The sequence below is a fragment of the Curvibacter cyanobacteriorum genome, assembly GCF_028649475.1.
Classification (GTDB): Bacteria; Pseudomonadota; Gammaproteobacteria; order Burkholderiales; family Burkholderiaceae_C; genus Curvibacter; species Curvibacter cyanobacteriorum.
The window spans coordinates 353,089-368,957 of sequence record NZ_JAQSIP010000001.1; the positions used below are offsets into that span (position 1 = coordinate 353,089).

Annotated in this window: 16 protein-coding genes; all 16 read left to right on the forward strand. The window is 66.7% G+C overall.

Annotation, left to right across the window (positions count from 1 at the left end):
• Positions 1–54: 54 nt before the first annotated feature.
• The 16 genes from scpB (at position 55) to PSQ40_RS01600 (ending at position 15,849) form a co-directional block, all read left to right on the forward strand.
• Positions 55–792 carry an SMC-Scp complex subunit ScpB gene (gene scpB / locus PSQ40_RS01525; RefSeq protein WP_273948207.1) on the forward strand — a complete coding sequence of 246 codons (738 nt, stop codon included), beginning with the start codon at positions 55–57 and terminating at the stop codon, positions 790–792.
• On the forward strand, positions 785–2,194 hold the full coding sequence (locus PSQ40_RS01530; protein ID WP_273948210.1) for a pseudouridine synthase: 1,410 nt from the start codon (positions 785–787) through the stop codon (positions 2,192–2,194). The genes scpB and PSQ40_RS01530 overlap by 8 nt, the downstream gene beginning before the upstream one ends.
• 104 nt (positions 2,195–2,298) lie before the next feature.
• On the forward strand, positions 2,299–2,724 hold the full coding sequence (gene ndk / locus PSQ40_RS01535) for a nucleoside-diphosphate kinase (RefSeq protein ID WP_273948211.1): 426 nt from the start codon (positions 2,299–2,301) through the stop codon (positions 2,722–2,724).
• A gap of 17 nt (positions 2,725–2,741) precedes the next feature.
• Positions 2,742–3,893: a 23S rRNA (adenine(2503)-C(2))-methyltransferase RlmN gene (gene rlmN / locus PSQ40_RS01540; RefSeq protein WP_273948213.1), complete on the forward strand. Its 1,152-nt coding sequence runs from the start codon at positions 2,742–2,744 to the stop codon at positions 3,891–3,893.
• Complete coding sequence (gene pilW, locus PSQ40_RS01545; RefSeq protein WP_273948214.1) at positions 3,893–4,720, forward strand: type IV pilus biogenesis/stability protein PilW; 828 nt, start codon at positions 3,893–3,895, stop codon at positions 4,718–4,720. The genes rlmN and pilW overlap by 1 nt, the downstream gene beginning before the upstream one ends.
• A gap of 55 nt (positions 4,721–4,775) precedes the next feature.
• Entirely contained in the window at positions 4,776–5,828 is a 1,053-nt protein-coding gene (locus tag PSQ40_RS01550) for a helix-turn-helix domain-containing protein (RefSeq protein ID WP_273948215.1), read from the forward strand.
• Positions 5,829–5,830: 2 nt separating this feature from the next.
• Positions 5,831–7,135 (forward strand): flavodoxin-dependent (E)-4-hydroxy-3-methylbut-2-enyl-diphosphate synthase, encoded by a 1,305-nt coding sequence (gene ispG / locus PSQ40_RS01555; protein WP_273948216.1) that lies wholly within the window; start codon positions 5,831–5,833, stop codon positions 7,133–7,135.
• Positions 7,136–7,142: 7 nt separating this feature from the next.
• Positions 7,143–8,480 (forward strand): histidine--tRNA ligase, encoded by a 1,338-nt coding sequence (hisS, locus tag PSQ40_RS01560; RefSeq protein ID WP_273948217.1) that lies wholly within the window; start codon positions 7,143–7,145, stop codon positions 8,478–8,480.
• A 12-nt stretch (positions 8,481–8,492) separates the two neighbouring features.
• The gene (locus tag PSQ40_RS01565) at positions 8,493–9,173 is read left to right on the forward strand and encodes a YfgM family protein (protein ID WP_273948218.1); all 681 of its coding nucleotides are present in this window, start codon (positions 8,493–8,495) and stop codon (positions 9,171–9,173) included.
• Positions 9,173–10,315, forward strand: a complete 1,143-nt coding sequence (bamB, locus tag PSQ40_RS01570; protein ID WP_273948219.1) for an outer membrane protein assembly factor BamB — start codon at positions 9,173–9,175, stop codon at positions 10,313–10,315. Before PSQ40_RS01565 ends, bamB begins: the two co-directional genes overlap by 1 nt.
• Positions 10,316–10,332: 17 nt before the next feature.
• Entirely contained in the window at positions 10,333–11,676 is a 1,344-nt protein-coding gene (gene der / locus PSQ40_RS01575) for a ribosome biogenesis GTPase Der (protein WP_273948220.1), read from the forward strand.
• 183 nt (positions 11,677–11,859) lie between these two features.
• Entirely contained in the window at positions 11,860–12,111 is a 252-nt protein-coding gene (gene hfq / locus PSQ40_RS01580; protein WP_273948221.1) for an RNA chaperone Hfq, read from the forward strand.
• Between the two features lie 60 nt (positions 12,112–12,171).
• Positions 12,172–13,344 (forward strand): GTPase HflX, encoded by a 1,173-nt coding sequence (gene hflX, locus PSQ40_RS01585; protein WP_273948222.1) that lies wholly within the window; start codon positions 12,172–12,174, stop codon positions 13,342–13,344.
• A gap of 40 nt (positions 13,345–13,384) precedes the next feature.
• Entirely contained in the window at positions 13,385–14,728 is a 1,344-nt protein-coding gene (hflK, locus tag PSQ40_RS01590; RefSeq protein ID WP_273948223.1) for an FtsH protease activity modulator HflK, read from the forward strand.
• A gap of 11 nt (positions 14,729–14,739) precedes the next feature.
• Positions 14,740–15,651, forward strand: coding sequence for a protease modulator HflC (hflC, locus tag PSQ40_RS01595; protein ID WP_273948225.1), 912 nt, complete (start codon positions 14,740–14,742; stop codon positions 15,649–15,651).
• Between the two features lie 9 nt (positions 15,652–15,660).
• The gene (locus PSQ40_RS01600; RefSeq protein ID WP_273948226.1) at positions 15,661–15,849 is read left to right on the forward strand and encodes a DUF2065 domain-containing protein; all 189 of its coding nucleotides are present in this window, start codon (positions 15,661–15,663) and stop codon (positions 15,847–15,849) included.
• Positions 15,850–15,869 lie beyond the last annotated feature (20 nt).

Consider the following 15,869-nt stretch of genomic DNA (forward strand, 5'->3'; position numbering starts at 1 on the left):
GCCCCCGTGACGGCCCCCGGCCCTCCCGGGCGCCTACCCCGGAATTTTTTGACCATGAACACGACGGATGCCCGGCGTATCCTCGAAACCGCCCTGATCTGTGCGACGCAGCCGCTGTCGGTGCGCGAGCTGCGGGTGCTGTTCGACGATGTGTTGGGCGCGGACACCCTCAAGTCGCTGCTGCTGGAGCTGCAGGCCGAGTGGTCGCAGCGCGGCGTCGAGTTGGTGTGCGTGTCCAGTGGCTGGCGGTTCCAGAGCCGGCCCGAGATGCGCCCCTACCTGGATCGACTGAACCCCGAAAAACCCCCGCGCTACACCCGTGCCGCGCTGGAGACCCTGGCCATCATTGCCTACCGCCAGCCCGTGACCCGCGGCGACATCGAGGACATCCGCGGCGTGACCGTCAATTCGCTGGTGCTCAAGCAACTGGAGGACCGCGGCTGGGTCGAGGTCATCGGTCACCGCGAAACCGTCGGTCGCCCCTCCTTGTTCGCCACCACGCGTCAGTTCCTCGATGACCTGGGCCTGGCCTCGCTCGACCAGTTGCCCGCGCTGGACGACGCCGAGCACCAGGCCCGCATCCTCCAGTCCCTGCAATCGAGCCCCAGCCTCGACGAGCCTGAACTGCCCTTGGAGGGCGGTCTCGCCGAGCCCGCCCTTGAACCCCCGGTGCTCACTGCCGAGCTGCCGGCCGCCAGCCCCGAGGCTGGCCCTTCTTCCACCGCCTCCGAGCTCCCGGGACTCGAGGGCGATCTTTTCACTGTCCCCGGGACAGGCCCAAGCCATGAATGATCAAGTCAAGCCCCCGTCGGATGCCGATGTGAGTCCCGAAACCGCGGCGCGCGAGGACGCGCCCAGCGCCGCCCCGCGCCCCCGCTCGGCCAAGCCGCGCCGCGCCCCCGCCGAAGGTGGCGCGGCGCCCGCCGAGCGCGCGCCACGCGGGCCGCGAGCGCCCCGCGCGGCAGCCCCGGCCCCGGAGGCCCCGGCGATTCGCTTTGAAGACGTGGTGTCCGGCCAGTTCGACGCCGATGAAGCGTCCGAGGCCCCCGAGGCCGCCCCGCTCAAGCGCGTGCTGGCGCCCCAGGTCGAAACCCCCAAGCTGCACAAGGTGCTGGCCCAGGCGGGCCTGGGTTCGCGCCTTGAAATGGAGCAGTTGATCCTGGAGGGGCGCATTTCGGTCAACAACGAGCCGGCCCACATCGGCCAGCGCGTGCAGTACGGCGACCAGGTCAAGGTCAACGGCAAGCCGATCCGCTACCGCATCGACCCGCCGCCGCCGCGCGTGATCGCCTACCACAAGCCGGTTGGCGAGGTGGTGACCCACGACGACCCGCAGAACCGCCCGACGGTGTTCCGCCGCTTGCCGCGCCTGCAACAGGGCAAGTGGCAATCGGTCGGTCGCCTGGACTTGAACACCGAAGGCCTGCTGCTGCTGACCAGCTCCGGCGAGCTGGCCAACCAGCTGATGCACCCGCGCTTTGGTCTGGAGCGTGAGTACGCGGTGCGCGTGCTGGGGGCCCTCAGCAAGGAAGAAAAAGAACGCCTGCTCAACGGCGTGCAACTCGATGACGGCATGGCCCAGTTCGGCTCCATCGAAGATGGGGGTGGCGAAGGCTCCAACTGCTGGTATCGCGTCACCATCTCGGAAGGCCGCAACCGCGAAGTGCGTCGCATGCTTGAAGCCGTTGGCCACGCGGTCAGCCGCCTGATCCGCATCCGCTATGGCGCCATGGTGTTGCCGCGCGGTTTGCGCCGTGGCGCCTGGGTGGAGCTCGACGACCGCGACATCCGGGGCCTGGTGCAGGCCGCCGGGGTGCGCGAGGATGCGCCGGTCCGTGAAGCCGGGGAGGGCGCTGCCGCCCGTGGCAAGCGCCCCAGCAACTCGGCGCGTCGGCGCCCCGCCGGCCCGGGGCCGCGCGGCAACACCGACTTCAAGCGCGGCGGCCAGCCGGACCCGCTGACCACCGGGGTGACCGCGGGTCGCCGTGCCGAGCGCGGCCCGCGCCAGGCGCCGGCCGGTGGCCAGCCCGACCCCATGAAGACCTCGGTGGGTTACATCGGGGCGGACAGCTTCTCGCGGGCCCGTCAGAACAAGCCCAGTGGCGGTGGGCCTCGTGGCGGTGGTGGGCGCGGTAACTTCGGCGGCACCGGTGGCGGTGGTCGTCGCAGCGGAGGCGGCGGCCGCAGCCGCTGATGCCCCCACAAAACTCGGTGTCAAGGCGCTTGCATGGGACCGGGTTAGAATCCGAGGTTTTGCCAAGTGGCAAAAATTACAAAAACCAGTTTCAGGAAATCATCATGGCCATCGAACGTACCCTCTCCATCATCAAGCCTGACGCCGTTGCCAAGAACGTCGTCGGTCAAATCCTGGCCCGCTTCGAAGCTGCCGGTCTGAAGATCGCTGCTGCTCGCCTGGCCCAACTGTCGCGCGCTGAAGCCGAGCAGTTCTACGCTGTCCACGCTGCCCGTCCTTTCTTCAAGGACCTGGTGGACTTCATGATCTCCGGCCCCGTCATGATCCAAGTGCTGGAAGGCGAAAACGCCATCCTGAAGAACCGTGAACTGATGGGCGCCACCGACCCCAAGAAGGCTGAACCCGGCACCATCCGCGCTGACTTCGCTGACAGCATCGACGCCAACGCCGTGCACGGTTCGGACGCTCCGGAAACCGCCGCCGTTGAAATCGCCTTCTTCTTCGCTGGCCTGAACGTTTACGCCCGTTAATTCGGCGCGCGCATGCAATGACAGCCAATCTGCTTGATTTCGACCTTGACGGGTTGGCTGCGTTCTGCGACCAGCTGGGTGAGAAGCGGTTCCGCGCCACCCAGCTTTTCCGTTGGATTCACCAGCGCGGCGAGTCCAACTTTGACCAGATGACCGATCTGGCCAAATCGCTTCGCGAGAAGCTCAAGGTCCACGCCCATGTGCAGGGCCTGTCGGTCCTGAGTCGCCATGATTCGGCGGACGGCACGATCAAGTGGCTGTTCAACGTCGGTGATGGCAATGCGGTCGAGGCGGTCTTCATCCCCGAAGACGACCGCGGCACGCTGTGCATTTCGTCCCAGGCCGGTTGTGCCGTGGGATGCCGGTTCTGCTCCACCGGACACCAAGGTTTCAGCCGCAACCTGAGCACGGGCGAAATCGTTGCCCAGCTCTGGTATGCCGAGCATTTTCTGCGCCGCCACCTCAACACCCCGGACCGCGTGATCTCCAATGTGGTGATGATGGGCATGGGCGAACCGCTGCAAAACTACAGCGCCCTGGTGCCGGCCCTCAAGACCATGCTCGACGACCACGGCTATGGCCTGTCGCGTCGGCGCGTCACGGTGTCGACCTCGGGTGTGGTGCCCATGATGGAGCGCCTGTCGCAGGACTGCCCGGTGGCCCTGGCGGTGTCGCTGCATGCCCCCAACGACCCGCTGCGCGACAACCTGGTGCCGCTCAACCGCAAGTACCCGATCGCCGAGCTGCTGGCGGCTTGCAACCAATACCTCGAATTTGCCCCGCGCGACTTCATCACCTTCGAGTACTGCATGCTCGACGGCGTCAACGACACGCCTGAACACGCCCAGCAACTGGTGCAGTTGGTGCGTCAGCATGCCACCGGCAAGGGCGTGTGGTGCAAATTCAACCTGATTCCTTTCAACCCGTTCCCGGCCTCCGGTTTGTTGCGTTCGCCAACACCCCGGGTGCAGGCCTTTGCCAAAATTCTGCTTGATGCTGGTATCGTCACGACGGTGCGCAAAACCCGGGGCGACGACATCGACGCCGCCTGTGGCCAGTTGGCCGGTGATGTGCGCGACCGCACGCGGGTGGCAGAGCGCATCGCTCAGCAGCGCACCATCGTGCTCAAACCCGTGACCGATTTGACTGCCAACAACAAGGAGGCTTGATGGGGACTGCCATGGACTGGCACTGGCTTCGCTGGACCGCGTTGGGCGGCGTGGTGGCCCTGTGTTGTGGACTGAGCGCTTGCACCAGCAACCCCGCCGTGCCGACGGCCCAGGAGGCCGCTGAGGCCGCCCAGGCCCAGGTCGAAGAAACCGAGGCGCGTCGCCGCGCCCGCATCCGGCTGGAGCTTGCCGCCAGCTATTTCGAGCAGGGCAAGACCGTGGTGGCCCTGGACGAGGTGCGTCAGGTGCTGGCGGCCGATCCCGGCTTTGCCGAGGCCTACAACCTGCGTGGCCTGATCTACATGCGGCTCGATGACGAGCGCCAGGCCGAAGAAGGTTTCCGCCGCGCGCTGGCCCTGAGCCCGCGCGACCCCAATGTGCTGCACAACTACGGCTGGTTGATGTGCCAGCGCAAGCGTTACAGCGAAGCCAACGACGCCTTCACCCAGGCGCTGAGCAGCCCGCTGTACGGGGACAAGGCCAAAACCTACATGGCCCAGGGCCTGTGCCAGGCCCGGGCGGGGCAAAAGGCCGAAGCCGAGCGCAGCCTGTCGAAGGCCTTTGAGCTCGACGCGGCCAACCCCATCACCAGTTTCAATCTGTCGGTGCTGCTCTACCAGCGCAGCGACCTGACCCGTGCCCAGTTCTACATTCGCCGGCTCAACAACAGTGAATTCGCCAACGCCGAGTCGCTGTGGCTGGGCATTCGCGTCGAGCGTCGACTGGGTGATCGCGTGGCCATGCAACAGTTGGCCGAACAGTTGAAGAAGCGGTTCCCACAATCCCGGGAACTGATGTCCTACGAGCGGGGAGCGTTTGATGAGTGAGTTGGAACCAGGGGCGGGCACTCCCCCCGTCCCGCAGGCTTCGGCAGGCCAGCTTTTGAAACAGGCCCGCGAAGCCGCCGGCATGCATGTGGCGGCCCTCGCGGTGGCCCTGAAGGTGCCGGTCAGCAAGCTGGAAGCGCTGGAGGCCGACCGCCTAGACGACCTGCCTGACGCCGTGTTTGTGCGCGCGCTGGCCTCGAGCGTCTGCCGCACGCTGCGCGTCGACGCTGCACCGATCCTGGCCCTGTTGCCCCAGACCCAGCGCCCGCACCTGAAGGCGGACGACTCGGGCATCAACACACCGTTTCGGGCCCCGAACGAGCGTCGCCTGCGCCTGGTGCCCGAGCAGTGGTTCAGTCCCACCTTGCTGGCCGTGCCCCTGTTGTGCGTCGGCGCGCTGGCCCTGTACCTGTGGCCCCGAGCCCCGGAGGTGGTGGCGGTGGCCGAGCCCACCCAGACCGCACCGGGCGTCGCCGCCCCTGAGTCCACCCCGCCGGTGGCCGACAGCCCGGCGTCCGCGCCGGTGGCGTCCACCGGCACCGTGGCCCTGCCCGCTGGCACGCGCACCGAGGTGGTGAGTTCGCCCGCGCTGGCGGCGGCGGCGCCGGCCGCAACATCGGTGGCCCCTGTAGCCCCTGTAGCCCCTGCGGTGACTGCCCCTGTAGCCCCTGCGGTGACTGCCCCTGCGGCGGCTGCGCCAGGGCTGGCCGCCACGTCGGTCCAGGCCAGCAAGTCGGTGGTCATCCCGCCGGCGGTGGCGGCCGTGGCCCCGGCGCCCGGGGCAGCCACGACCTCGGCCGCCAGCCCGGCCGCAACGGCTGCCGCGCCTGCCACGCCTGCCGCCCCCGCCACCGCGGCGGTCGATTCCGCTGCCTCGGTGCTGAGTTTCAGTGCCTCGGGCACATCCTGGATCAAGGTCACCGATGCGCGTGGTGTGGTGGCCTTGCAGAAAACCTTGAACGCTGGCGAAACCGCCTCGGCCTCGGGTCAGCCGCCGTTTGCCGTGGTCGTGGGCAAGGTCGACGTGACCCAGTTGCAGGTGCGGGGCAAGGCGTTTGATTTGCAGTCGGTGGCGCGTGAGAACGTGGCCCGATTTGAGGTGAAGTGAAGATGCGAGACAGCCAAGCCCCGGTCTGGGGACAGGAACCGATTGCGACCTCCGAGCCGCGCCCCCGGCGCTCGCGCCAGGCGGTGACGTCCTGGGGGTCGAACCACGTCACCGTGGGCGGCAATGCGCCGGTGCGCGTGCAGTCGATGACCAACACCGACACGGTCGACGTGATCGGCACCGCCATCCAGGTCAAAGAGCTGGCCTTGGCCGGCTCCGAGATGGTGCGCATCACGGTCAATACCCCCGAGGCCGCGGCCGCGGTGCCGCACATCCGTGAGCAACTGGACCGCATGGGCATCTCGGTGCCCTTGATCGGCGACTTCCATTACAACGGCCACCGCCTGCTGACCGAGCACCCGGCCTGCGCCGAGGCGCTGTCCAAGTACCGCATCAACCCCGGCAATGTGGGCAAGGGCGACAAGCACGACCGCCAGTTCGGCCAGATGATCGACGCGGCCATCCGCTGGAACAAGCCCGTGCGCATCGGCGTCAATTGGGGCAGCCTCGACCAGGAGCTGCTGGCCAGCCTGATGGACACCAACAGCCAGCGCGCGCAGCCCTGGAGCGCGCGCCAGGTCATGTACGAGGCGCTGATCACCTCGGCCATCACCTCGGCCCGCCGGGCCGAAGAAATGGGCTTGCCTGGCGAGCAGATCATCCTCTCGTGCAAGGTCAGCGGTGTGCAGGACCTGATCGCGGTCTACCGTGAACTGGCCCGGCGCAGCGATTACGCCTTGCACCTGGGCCTGACCGAAGCCGGCATGGGCACCAAGGGCACGGTGGCCTCGACCACGGCGCTGTCCATCCTGCTGCAAGAAGGCATTGGCGACACCATCCGGGTGTCCCTGACCCCGCAGCCGGGCGAGGCGCGCACCCAGGAGGTGGTGATCGCTTCTGAGATCCTGCAGGCCCTGGGCCTGCGCGTGTTTGTGCCCAGCGTCACGGCCTGTCCCGGTTGCGGCCGCACCACCAGCACCACCTTCCAGGAACTGGCCAAGCAAATCGACGATTTCCTGCGCAGCCAAATGCCGGTCTGGCGTTCGCGCTACCCCGGGGTGGAGAACCTCAAGGTGGCCGTCATGGGCTGCATCGTCAACGGCCCCGGCGAGAGCAAGCACGCCGACATTGGCATCAGCCTGCCCGGCACTGGCGAAGCCCCGGCCGCGCCGGTCTTCATCGACGGTGAGAAGGCCCTGACCTTGCGCGGCGAGAACATCGCGGCCGAGTTCCACCAGATCGTTGAAAACTACATTGAAAAGCGTTTCGGCGCCGCCGCTGACGCGTCGGCCGCCCCGTCTGTCTGAGAAAGTTATGTCCGAGAAACCCCTGGCAGCCGCTGCGGCTGCGGCGTCTGCGCCCCGATTTGAAAAACTGTCTGCCGTCAAAGGCATGAACGACATCCTGCCGCCTGAATCGGCGCGCTGGGAATGGCTGGAGGACAAGGTGCGCCAACTGATGGCGCGACACGCCTACCGCAACATCCGCACCCCGATCGTGGAGCCCACGCCCCTGTTCGTGCGGGGCCTCGGCGAGGTGACCGACATTGTCGAGAAGGAGATGTACTCCTTTGAGGACAAGCTCAACGGCGAGGCGCTCACGCTGCGCCCCGAGAACACCGCCGGTGTGGTGCGCGCGGTGGCCGAGCATTCGATGCTGTACGACGGTGGCAAGCGCCTGTACTACATGGGCCCGATGTTCCGCCACGAGCGCCCGCAGCGCGGCCGCTACCGCCAGTTCCACCAGATCGGTGCCGAGGCGCTGGGCTTTGCTGGTGCCGAAGTCGATGCTGAACTGATCCTGCTGGCCCACGCCCTGTGGCAGGAGCTCGGCCTCAAGGATGTGCGCCTCGAACTGAACAGCCTGGGTCAGCCCGACGAGCGCCGCGCCCACCGCGCTGCCTTGATCGCTTACCTCGAGCAGCACCAGGACGTGCTGGACGAGGACGCCAAGCGCCGCCTCTACAGCAACCCGTTGCGCATTCTGGACACCAAGAACCCCGCCATGCGCGAGGTGGTCGAGGCCGCCCCGCGCCTGATCGACTTCCTGGGGGAGGCGTCGCTGGCCCATTTCAACTCGGTGCGCAGCATCCTCGACGCCTGCGGCGTGGCCTACAGCCTGAACCCGCGCCTGGTGCGCGGCATGGACTACTACAACCTGACGGTGTTCGAGTTCATCACCGAAAGCCTGGGCTCGCAGGGCACCATCTGCGGGGGCGGGCGTTACGACTACCTGATCGAGCAGATCGGCGGCAAGGCGGCCCCGGCGGTAGGCTGGGCGCTGGGGGTGGAGCGGGTGCTGGAGTTGCTGCGCGAGCAGGCGCCCACCCAGGCCCCGAGCCCCGATGTGTACGCCATCGTGCCCGACGCCTCGGCCTTGCCGCAGGTGCTGAGCACCCTGACCCAACTGCGGGCCCTGGGCGTGTCGGTGCAGATGCACGCCGGCGGGGCGGAGTCCTGGGGCAGCATGAAGTCGCAGTTCAAGAAGGCCGATGCCAGCGGCGCACGCCATGCGCTGATTTTTGGCAGTGATGAGTTGGCGCGTGGCGAGGTGACGGTCAAGTCGCTGCGCGACGGCGCGGGTGGGGCCCAGCAGGCCCAGCCGCTGGCCAACCTGGCGCAATGGGCGATCACCCTACAATCCCAACATTAACTCTCGAACCCCATGGCCTCTCATCTCGACCTCGAAGAACAAGAACAGCTCGACCAGCTCAAGCACTTCTGGACCCGCTATGGCAATGCCATCACCTGGGTGTTGATCGTCATCCTCGCGGCCATCGGCGGCTGGAACGGCTACCAGTACTGGCAGCGCACCCAGGCCGCCCAGGCCTCGGCCCTGTACGACGAGCTCGAGCGCGCGGCTCAGGCCCAGGACGTGCAAAAGATCGCCCGCGTGCAGGAAGACCTGCGCAGCAAGTACGCCCGCACCACCTACGCGGCGCAGGGCAGCCTGTTGGCCGCTCAGGTGTTGGCCGAGAAGGGCAACGTCGACGCCGCCACCGCGGCCTTGAATTGGGTCATGGCGGACGGCAGCGACGACGGCATCAAGGCCGTGGCGCGGGTGCGTCTGGCGGCCCTGCAGATCGAGGCCAAGGCCTACGACGAGGCGCTCAAGACCCTGTCGGCCAGCGTGCCGCGTGAGTTCGAAGCCCTGGTCGCTGACCGCAAGGGCGACGTGCTGTCGCTGCAAGGCAAGGCCGACGAAGCGGTGGTCGAATACCGCAAAGCCTACAAACAACTGGACCTGCGCACCGAGTACCGCCGCCTGGTGGAAGCCAAGCTCAATGCGCTGGGCGTCAACCCGCAGGACACGGCCACGTCGGCCGCCGCTGAGGACAAGAAGTGATGCGATCGAACCGCCCGCTGCTGACCCGCGCTGCCTTGAGCGCAGCCCTTGTCACCTCCCTGGCCGTGCTGGCCGCGTGCAGCTCGGACTCGCCGCGCCCCAAGCCGGCCGAGTTGCCGCCGGTGGTGGCGCTGGTGGGCGTCAAGCCGGCCTGGTCAGCCCAGATCGGCAATGTGGACACCCCGTTTGAAGCCCAGGTAACGGGCTCGGTGATCACCGTGGCCGCTTCGCGCGGTCTGGTGACGGCGCTCGACGCCGCCACCGGGCGCGAGCTGTGGCGCGCCGACACCAAGGCCGAGCTGTCCGCCGGCGTCGGTGGCGATGGCCAGCAAGCTGCCGTGGTGACCACCGGCAACGAGCTGGTGGTGCTGGCTTCGGGGCGCGAACTCTGGCGCCAAAAGCTGCCGGCCCAGGTCTTCACCGCGCCGCTGGTGGCCGGTGGGCGCGTGTTCGTGCTGGCGGGCGACCGCTCGGTGCACGCCTTCGACGGCCAGACCGGGCGCAAGCTCTGGAGCCAGCAACGCCCGGGTGAAGCGCTGGTGCTGCAGCAGCCCGGCGTGTTGCTCGCGGTGCGCGACACCCTGGTGGTGGGCCTGTCGGCGCGACTGACCGGCCTCAACCCGGCCAATGGGAGCATCCGCTGGGAAGCGCCCCTGGCGACCCCGCGCGGCACCAATGACGTGGAGCGCCTGGTGGACCTGGTGGGCCGCGTGAGCCGGGTGGACGATTCCGTCTGTGCCCGGGCTTTCCAGGCGGCTCTGGGTTGCGTGCAGGCCAACCGCGGCACGGTCACCTGGACCAAGCCGTCCAACGGCTTTGCCGGGGTCCACGGCGATGCCGCCACGGTGTTCAGCACCGAGGCCGATGGCCGCTTGGTGGCCTGGCGCCGTGCCGATGGTGAGCGGCTGTGGTCCAGCGACCGGCTGCAGTACCGCCGCCTGACGGCCCCCTTGTTGCTGGGTCGGTCGATCGCCATTGGCGATGACACCGGTTGGGTCCATTTGCTGTCCCGTGAGGATGGTAGTTCCCTCAACCGCTTGAGCACCGACGGCTCGCCCATCATGGTGGCGCCGGTGTTGGCGGATGGGGTTTTGATTGTCGTCACCCGCAAGGGTGGCGTGTTTGCATTCCGTCCGGAATGATGCGGCGGTGATGCTTCATGAAACCAGTGATTGCGCTCGTAGGGCGCCCCAACGTTGGCAAGTCCACGTTATTCAACCGACTGACCAAAACCCGTGACGCCATCGTCGCGGACTTTGCCGGTCTGACCCGCGACCGCCACTATGGCAATGGTCGCCAGGGCAAGCACGAGTACATCGTGATCGACACCGGGGGCTTCGAACCCGACGCCACCAGTGGCATCTACAAGGAGATGGCCAAGCAAACCCAGCAGGCCGTCGCCGAAGCCGACGTGGTGGTCTTTGTGGTGGATGCGCGCGCCGGCCTGTCGGCGCAGGACCACGACATCGCCAACTACCTGCGCCGCCTGGGCAAGCCCTGCGTGCTGGTGGCCAACAAGGCCGAAGGCATGAAAGAGGGCGTTCAGCTCTCCGAGTTCTATGAGCTGGGTCTGGGCGAGGTCTACCCCGTGTCGGCCGCGCACGGCCAGGGCATCCGCGGTTTGGTGGAGCTGGCCCTCGAGCCCTTGCACCTGCCCGACCCCGATGACGATGCCGAAGACGCCGATGCCGGTGTCATCAAGCTGGCCGTGGCCGGCCGCCCCAACGTGGGCAAGTCGACCCTGATCAACACCTGGCTCGGTGAAGAGCGCCTGGTGGCCTTTGACATGCCGGGTACCACGCGCGATGCCATCTCGGTGCCGTTCGAGCGCCAGGGCCAGCGCTATGAGCTGGTCGACACCGCAGGCTTGCGCCGCAAGGGCAAGGTGTTTGAAGCGATTGAGAAGTTCTCGGTCGTCAAGACCCTGCAAGCGATCGAGTCGGCCCATGTCGTGCTGCTGCTGCTGGACGCCACCCAGGGCGTGACCGACCAGGACGCCCACATCGCGGGCTACATCCTGGAAAGCGGCCGGGCGGTGGTGATCGCCATCAACAAATGGGACGCGGTGGACGAGTACCAGCGCCAGTTGGTTGAGCGTTCCATCGAAACCCGCCTGTCCTTCCTGAAGTTCGCTTCCCTGCACTACATCTCGGCGCGCAAGCGCCAGGGCCTGGGGCCCCTGTGGTCGGCCATCGCGCAGGCCCACAAGGCGGCCACCTGCAAGATGCCCACGCCGGTGCTGACGCGCCTGCTGCTGGAAGCCGTGCAGTTCCAGACCCCCAAGAAGACCGGCATGTACCGCCCCAAGCTGCGCTACGCGCACCAGGGCGGCATGAACCCGCCGGTGATCGTGATCCACGGCAATTCGCTGGAACACGTCACCGAGGCGTACAAGCGCTTCCTGGAAGGGCGATTCCGCAAGGAGTTCAACCTGGTCGGCACCCCGCTGCGCATCGAGCTCAAGACCTCGGCCAACCCCTACGCCGACAAAGACGGCGACTGAGCTCCCCGGGCGGCGCGCGCTGCTGCGCCGTGGTGCATGCCCAACCCCCGCCGCCAGGCGGCGGACCTGGCGAGCCCCCGCTTGGGGGCCTGGCGTGGGTCTAAATAAGCCTTGTGTCTTGTGCGGGTCAAGGCCTGTGGTAAGGTGGCGCTTTCCAACAACATCTTGAACACGGAGAATATCGTGAGCAACAAAGGGCAGCTTCTTCAAGACCCATTCCTGAACGCACTGCGCCGCGAGCATGTGCCGGTGTCGATTTACCTCGTCAACGGCATCAAGCTTCAAGGTCAGATCGAGTCGTTCGACCAGTACGTGGTGTTGCTGCGCAACACCGTGACCCAAATGGTTTACAAGCATGCCATCTCGACCATCGTGCCGGGTCGTGCTGTGAACTTCTCCACTGCCGAAGCTGCAGACTCCGCAGCCGCTCAGTGAACCGGAAGCCGGCCGTCCCCCGCGAGGGGGGCGGCCGGCTTTTTTACAGGCTACGTTCATTTGACTGACAAGAATTCACCAGCACCCACCCCGGTCATCCTTGTGGGGGTGGACCTGGGTGGTCCCCATTTTGATGCGGACCTCGAAGAATTGGGCTTGCTGGCCCAGACCGCGGGCTTGGCGCCCGTGGCCCGCATCACCTGCAAGCGCCGCGCACCCGATGCCGCGCTGTTCGTGGGCAGCGGCAAGGCCGATGAGATCCGTTTCATGGCCGAGCAGCACGGCGCCGTCGAGGTGCTGTTTGACCAATCCCTGAGCCCCGCGCAACAGCGCAACCTGGAGCGTCACCTCGGCTTGCCGGTCAACGACCGGACCTTGCTCATCCTCGAGATCTTTGCCCAGCGCGCGCGCAGCTTCGAGGGCAAGTTGCAGGTCGAACTGGCCCGGCTGCAGTACATCAGCACCCGCCTGGTCCGCCGTTGGTCCCACTTGGAGCGGCAGCGCGGGGGCATTGGCACCCGGGGCGGCCCTGGCGAAACCCAGATCGAACTGGACCGCCGCATGATTGGTGAGGCCATCAAGCGCACCAAGGAGCGGCTCGAGAAGGTCAAGCGCCAGCGCAACACCCAGCGCCGCCAGCGCGAGCGCCGCGACACCTTCAACATCTCCCTGGTGGGCTACACCAACGCGGGCAAATCGACCTTGTTCAATGCACTGGTCAAGGCCCGTGCCTATGCGGCCGACCAGCTGTTTGCCACGCTCGACACAACAACCCGCCAGCTCTACCTGGGGGAGGCCGGGCGCTCGGTGTCGCTGTCCGACACCGTGGGGTTCATCCGCGACCTGCCGCACGGTCTGATCGATGCCTTCCAGGCCACGCTGCAGGAGGCGGCCGATGCCGACCTGCTGCTGCACGTGGTCGATGCCGCCAACCCCGACTACCCCGAACAGCTGCAGGAAGTGCAGCGGGTGTTGGCCGAGATCGGGGCGGCGGACGTGCCGCAGCTGCTGGTCTTCAACAAGCTCGACGCGATCGAGGCCGAACAACAACCGTTGAACCTTCAAGACACTTTTGAGCTCGAAGGACGGCAGGTGACGCGGGTGTTTCTGAGTGCGCGCAGCGGCAAAGGCTTGCCCGTCCTGCGACAACAACTGGCAGCGTTGGCCCTGGCCCACGCTCAGCCTGGAGAACCCGGAGACCCTGGACCGGAATTGGCCCCGGTCCCCTTCTGATTGGGCACAATCGGGAACGAACAAGAAAAGAGCAACGCTAATGAACTTCAATACCAAGGCCTTGGGCTGGACATCGGTGTCTGGCCGTATCAGGGGGATGTTCAATCTCAACGATCCCCGCTGGGGGCGCGGTGACGATTCGTCTGGCGATCGGGGGCGGCCTGAAAAAGACCCCCAGGATCCCCGCAAAGGGCAGGGCGCTCAGCCGCCTGACCTGGACGAGTTGTGGCGTGACCTCAACCGCAAGTTGGGCAAGCTCTTTGGTGGCAATGGCGGCGGTCAGGGCGGTGGCTCGGGCAGCAACGGTTCGGGCGGCGGGTACCAGCCCGACTTCAAGAACGCCGGCCTGGGCCTGGGCCTGGTGGCCGCGGTGGCCCTGCTGATCTGGCTGGGCACGGGTTTCTTCATCGTGCAAGAAGGCCAGCAGGCCGTGATCACCCAGTTCGGTCGCTACAAGTCGACCGTGGGGGCGGGTTTCAACTGGCGCCTGCCGTACCCGATCCAGCGCCATGAGCTGGTGTTTGTGACCCAGATCCGCTCGGTTGACGTCGGCCGTGACACGGTGATCAAGAGCACCGGTCTGCGCGAGTCGGCGATGCTGACCGAGGACGAGAACATCGTCGAGATCAAGTTCGCGGTGCAGTACCGCCTGAACGATGCCCGTGCCTGGCTGTTCGAATCCAAGAACCCCGGCGAGGCCGTGGTGCAGGCCGCCGAGACGGCGGTGCGCGAGGTGGTGGGCAAGATGCGCATGGACACGGCCCTGGCCGACGAGCGCGACCAGATCGCACCGCGCGTGCGCACCCTGATGCAAAGCATCCTCGACCGCTACAAGGTGGGCGTCGAGGTCGTGGGCATCAACCTGCAGCAAGGCGGCGTGCGTCCGCCCGAGCAAGTGCAGTCGGCTTTTGACGATGTGCTCAAGGCCGGTCAGGAACGCGAGCGCGCCAAGAACGAAGCGCAGGCCTACGCCAACGACGTGGTGCCGCGCGCGGTCGGTTCGGCCTCGCGCCTCAAGGAAGAAGCCGACGCCTACAAGGCCCGCATCGTGGCACAGGCCCAGGGTGATGCCCAGCGCTTCAAGTCGGTGCTGGCCGAGTACCAGAAGGCGCCGCAGGTGACCCGCGACCGCATGTACATCGACACCATGCAGCAGATCTACGGCAACGTCAGCAAGGTGCTGATCGAGTCCCGCCAGGGGGGCAGCATGCTCTACATGCCGCTGGACAAGCTGCTGCAGATGCCGGCCACCGGCGCACCGGCTGACGCGGCGCCTGCCGCGACCGTGCCCGCAGCGCAAACGCCGGCGACGGGTCCTTCCAATTTTTCCAGCGACGCCCGGGCCCGTGACAACGGCCGCTCGCGTGATCGTGACTCGCGCTAGGGAGTAGCTTCGTGAATCGAATCGGATTTTTCATTTCCTCCCTGCTGGTGCTGCTGGCCCTGGCCAGCTCCACCCTGTTCGTGGTGGACCAGCGCCAGTTTGGCGTGGTCTATGCCTTGGGTCAGATCAAGGAAGTCATCACCGAGCCCGGCCTGAACTTCAAGCTGCCGCCGCCGTTCCAGAACGTGTCCTACATCGACAAGCGCCTGCTGACGCTGGACGGCAACGACATCGAGCCCATGCTGACCGCTGAGAAGCAGCGCGTGGTGATCGACTGGTACGTGCGCTGGCGCATCACCGACCCGAGCGAGTACATCCGCAACGTGGGTCTGGACGAAAGCGCTGGTGCCAACCAGCTGAACCGAGTGGTGCGCAACGCCTTCCAGGAAGAAGTCAACAAGCGCACCGTGAAAGAGCTGCTGTCGCTCAAGCGCGATGCCCTGATGACCGACGTGCGCCGTGAAGTGCTGGCCGTGGTCAAGGGCGCCAAGCCCTGGGGGGTGGACGTGGTCGACGTGCGCATCACGCGCGTGGACTATGTGGATGCGATCACCGAATCGGTGTACCGCCGCATGGAAGCCGAGCGCAAGCGCGTGGCCAATGAACTGCGCTCCACCGGGGGCGCCGAGGGCGAAAAGATCCGCGCCGATGCCGATCGCCAGCGTGAAGTCACCATCGCCAACGCCTACCGCGAAGCCCAGCAGATCAAGGGTGAGGGCGATGCCGAGGCGGCCCGCATCTACGCCGAAGCCTTTGGCAAGGACCCGGCCTTCGCGCAGTTCTACCGCAGCCTCGACGCCTACAAGGCCACGCTCAACAAGAAGAGCGATGTGGTCGTGGTGGATCCCGCCAGCTCCGAGTTCTTCCGGGTCTTCCGCGGCGGTGCCAGCGGTGCAGCGGCCGCCGCAGCCGCCAAGAAGTGAGTCCCCGTTTTGGCGCTGGATGCCCTGTGGCTGGCCCTGGCCTTCGTCCTGGTGATTGAGGGGCTGTTCCCCTTCATCTCACCGGGCGGCTGGCGCCAGACCTTCAGCCGTCTTTTGCAGCTGCAAGACGGCCAGATTCGCTTCGTGGGCCTGCTCAGCATCCTCGCTGGTTTGGCCCTGGTGTGGACCCTCTTCTGAGTGGTCCCGCCAACATCTGT

Coding starts and splice junctions, on each gene's coding strand:
- scpB (WP_273948207.1), top strand. CDS start 55: ATGAACACGACGGATGCCCGGCGTATCCTCGAAACCGCCCTGATCTGT.
- PSQ40_RS01530 (WP_273948210.1), top strand. CDS start 785: ATGAATGATCAAGTCAAGCCCCCGTCGGATGCCGATGTGAGTCCCGAA.
- ndk (WP_273948211.1), top strand. CDS start 2,299: ATGGCCATCGAACGTACCCTCTCCATCATCAAGCCTGACGCCGTTGCC.
- rlmN (WP_273948213.1), top strand. CDS start 2,742: ATGACAGCCAATCTGCTTGATTTCGACCTTGACGGGTTGGCTGCGTTC.
- pilW (WP_273948214.1), top strand. CDS start 3,893: ATGGGGACTGCCATGGACTGGCACTGGCTTCGCTGGACCGCGTTGGGC.
- ispG (WP_273948216.1), top strand. CDS start 5,831: ATGCGAGACAGCCAAGCCCCGGTCTGGGGACAGGAACCGATTGCGACC.
- hisS (WP_273948217.1), top strand. CDS start 7,143: ATGTCCGAGAAACCCCTGGCAGCCGCTGCGGCTGCGGCGTCTGCGCCC.
- PSQ40_RS01565 (WP_273948218.1), top strand. CDS start 8,493: ATGGCCTCTCATCTCGACCTCGAAGAACAAGAACAGCTCGACCAGCTC.
- bamB (WP_273948219.1), top strand. CDS start 9,173: ATGCGATCGAACCGCCCGCTGCTGACCCGCGCTGCCTTGAGCGCAGCC.
- der (WP_273948220.1), top strand. CDS start 10,333: ATGAAACCAGTGATTGCGCTCGTAGGGCGCCCCAACGTTGGCAAGTCC.
- hflK (WP_273948223.1), top strand. CDS start 13,385: ATGAACTTCAATACCAAGGCCTTGGGCTGGACATCGGTGTCTGGCCGT.